Source organism: Enterococcus sp. B2E4 (assembly GCF_030499455.1).
GTDB classification, from domain to species: domain Bacteria; phylum Bacillota; class Bacilli; order Lactobacillales; family Enterococcaceae; genus Enterococcus_D; species Enterococcus_D casseliflavus.
This window is the reverse complement of the sequence record NZ_JAUKPK010000007.1, coordinates 1-3351: the sequence shown is the minus strand read 5'-3', so window position 1 is coordinate 3351 and position 3351 is coordinate 1. Positions and strand designations below refer to the sequence as shown.

Annotated in this window: 2 rRNA genes; both read left to right on the top strand. The window is 49.7% G+C overall.

Annotated elements, in window-relative coordinates:
• Positions 1-224 precede the first annotated feature (224 nt).
• Positions 225-3139 (top strand): 23S ribosomal RNA (locus tag Q1X33_RS08005).
• Between the two features lie 80 nt (positions 3140-3219).
• Positions 3220-3335, top strand: a 5S ribosomal RNA gene (gene rrf, locus Q1X33_RS08000).
• The last annotated feature ends 16 nt before the right edge of the window (positions 3336-3351 follow it).

The following is a 3351-nucleotide window of genomic DNA, read 5'->3' as shown; positions in this document are numbered from 1 at the left end:
TGCTTTGCACGCAGGAGGTCAGCGGTTCGATCCCGCTAGGCTCCATTAACGACAATGGTCGTTAAGATTTGTTCATTGAAAACTGGATATCGAAGAAATAATCAAAACAAGTAACACACACCGAGTTGAAATGTTAAAAGAGTTTTTTAATAAGTTCAACGCTTATTTTCTTGAGCAACCTTCTATCGCTAGAAGAAGTACTCAAAACCGACCGTAAGGTCAAAGGTTAAGTGAATAAGGGCGCACGGTGGATGCCTTGGCACTAGGAGCCGATGAAGGACGGGACTAACACCGATATGCTTTGGGGAGCTGTAAGTAAGCTATGATCCAGAGATTTCCGAATGGGGGAACCCAGCATCTTTTATAGGATGTTACGTCTGCGTGAATACATAGCGCAGTCGAGGTAGACGCAGAGAACTGAAACATCTAAGTACCTGCAGGAAGAGAAAGAAAATTCGATTCCCTGAGTAGCGGCGAGCGAAACGGGAAAAGCCCAAACCAACAAGCTTGCTTGTTGGGGTTGTAGGACTCCGATATGGTAGTCTATTCAGATAGTCGAAATACTTGGAAAAGTATGTCAAAGAGGGTAAAAACCCCGTAGGCGAAATTTGGATAACACCTAGGAGGATCCTGAGTACGGCGGAACACGAGGAATTCCGTCGGAATCCGGGAGGACCATCTCCCAAGGCTAAATACTCCCTAGTGACCGATAGTGAACCAGTACCGTGAGGGAAAGGTGAAAAGCACCCCGGAAGGGGAGTGAAATAGATCCTGAAACCGTGTGCCTACAACAAGTTAGAGCCCGTTAATGGGTGATAGCGTGCCTTTTGTAGAATGAACCGGCGAGTTACGATAGCATGCGAGGTTAAGTTGAAGAGACGGAGCCGTAGCGAAAGCGAGTCTGAATAGGGCGAATGAGTATGTTGTCGTAGACCCGAAACCATGTGATCTACCCATGTCCAGGTTGAAGGTGCGGTAAAACGCACTGGAGGACCGAACCCACGTACGTTGAAAAGTGCGGGGATGAGGTGTGGGTAGCGGAGAAATTCCAAACGAACTTGGAGATAGCTGGTTCTCTCCGAAATAGCTTTAGGGCTAGCCTCGGAATTGAGAATGATGGAGGTAGAGCACTGTTTGGACTAGGGGCCCATCTCGGGTTACCGAATTCAGATAAACTCCGAATGCCATTCATTCATATCCGGGAGTCAGACTGTGAGTGATAAGATCCATAGTCGAAAGGGAAACAGCCCAGACCACCAGCTAAGGTCCCCAAATAACTATTAAGTGGAAAAGGATGTGGGGTTGCACAGACAACTAGGATGTTGGCTTAGAAGCAGCCACCATTTAAAGAGTGCGTAATAGCTCACTAGTCGAGTGACCCTGCGCCGAAAATGTACCGGGGCTAAATAGTTTACCGAAGCTGTGGAGTGCACCATTAGGTGCATTGGTAGGAGAGCGTTCTAAGGGCGTTGAAGGCAGATCGTGAGGACTGCTGGAGCGCTTAGAAGTGAGAATGCCGGTATGAGTAGCGAAAGACAGGTGAGAATCCTGTCCACCGAATGACTAAGGTTTCCTGGGGAAGGCTCGTCCGCCCAGGGTTAGTCGGGACCTAAGCCGAGGCCGACAGGCGTAGGCGATGGACAACAGGTTGATATTCCTGTACCCGTTGTTTTTGTTTGAGCAATGGAGGGACGCAGGAGGCTAAGAAGTGCAGACTGATGGATATGTCTGTTCAAGCAGTAAGTCTTGGTAGGAGTCAAATGCTTCTACCTATACGGACAAGCTGTGATGAGGAGGGAAATAATAGTACCGAAGCTTCTGATGTCACACTGCCAAGAAAAGCTTCTAGTGAGAAAACAACGGCCCGTACCGCAAACCGACACAGGTAGTCGAGGAGAGAATCCTAAGGTGAGCGAGAGAACTCTCGTTAAGGAACTCGGCAAAATGACCCCGTAACTTCGGGAGAAGGGGTGCTGCTCTAACGAGCAGCCGCAGTGAATAGGCCCAAGCGACTGTTTATCAAAAACACAGGTCTCTGCAAAATCGAAAGATGACGTATAGGGGCTGACGCCTGCCCGGTGCTGGAAGGTTAAGAGGAGTGCTTAGCGTAAGCGAAGGTACGAATTGAAGCCCCAGTAAACGGCGGCCGTAACTATAACGGTCCTAAGGTAGCGAAATTCCTTGTCGGGTAAGTTCCGACCCGCACGAAAGGCGTAACGATTTGGGCACTGTCTCAACGAGAGACTCGGTGAAATTTTAGTACCTGTGAAGATGCAGGTTACCCGCGACAGGACGGAAAGACCCCATGGAGCTTTACTGTAGTTTGATATTGAGTGTCTGTACCGCATGTACAGGATAGGTAGGAGCCGTAGAGATCGGGACGCCAGTTTCGATGGAGGCAATGGTGGGATACTACCCTTGCGTTATGGCCACTCTAACCCGCAGCCCTTATCGGGCTGGGAGACAGTGTCAGATGGGCAGTTTGACTGGGGCGGTCGCCTCCTAAAAGGTAACGGAGGCGCCCAAAGGTTCCCTCAGAATGGTTGGAAATCATTCGAAGAGTGTAAAGGCAGAAGGGAGCTTGACTGCGAGAGCTACAACTCGAGCAGGGACGAAAGTCGGGCTTAGTGATCCGGTGGTTCCGCATGGAAGGGCCATCGCTCAACGGATAAAAGCTACCCTGGGGATAACAGGCTTATCTCCCCCAAGAGTCCACATCGACGGGGAGGTTTGGCACCTCGATGTCGGCTCGTCGCATCCTGGGGCTGTAGTCGGTCCCAAGGGTTGGGCTGTTCGCCCATTAAAGCGGCACGCGAGCTGGGTTCAGAACGTCGTGAGACAGTTCGGTCCCTATCCGTCGCGGGCGTTGGAAATTTGAGAGGAGCTGTCCTTAGTACGAGAGGACCGGGATGGACTTACCGCTGGTGTACCAGTTGTCTCGCCAGAGGCATCGCTGGGTAGCTATGTAGGGAAGGGATAAACGCTGAAAGCATCTAAGTGTGAAGCCCACCTCAAGATGAGATTTCCCATTTCTTTAAGAAAGTAAGATCCCTGAGAGATGATCAGGTAGATAGGTCAGAAGTGGAAGGCCAGTGATGGTTGGAGCGGACTGATACTAATCGATCGAGGACTTAACCAAAAAGAAAAAAGCACGTAAACTCGTAGAGTTTTGATTCTTCGATCCAGTTTTGAGTGAGCAAAACTTACTCAATTGAATAGTGTGGTGGCGATAGCAAGAAGGATACACCTGTAACCATGCCGAACACAGAAGTTAAGCTTCTTAGCGCCGATTGTAGTGAAGGGTTTCCCTTTGTGAGAGTAGGACGTCGCCACGCGTTTTTTTTACCTTAT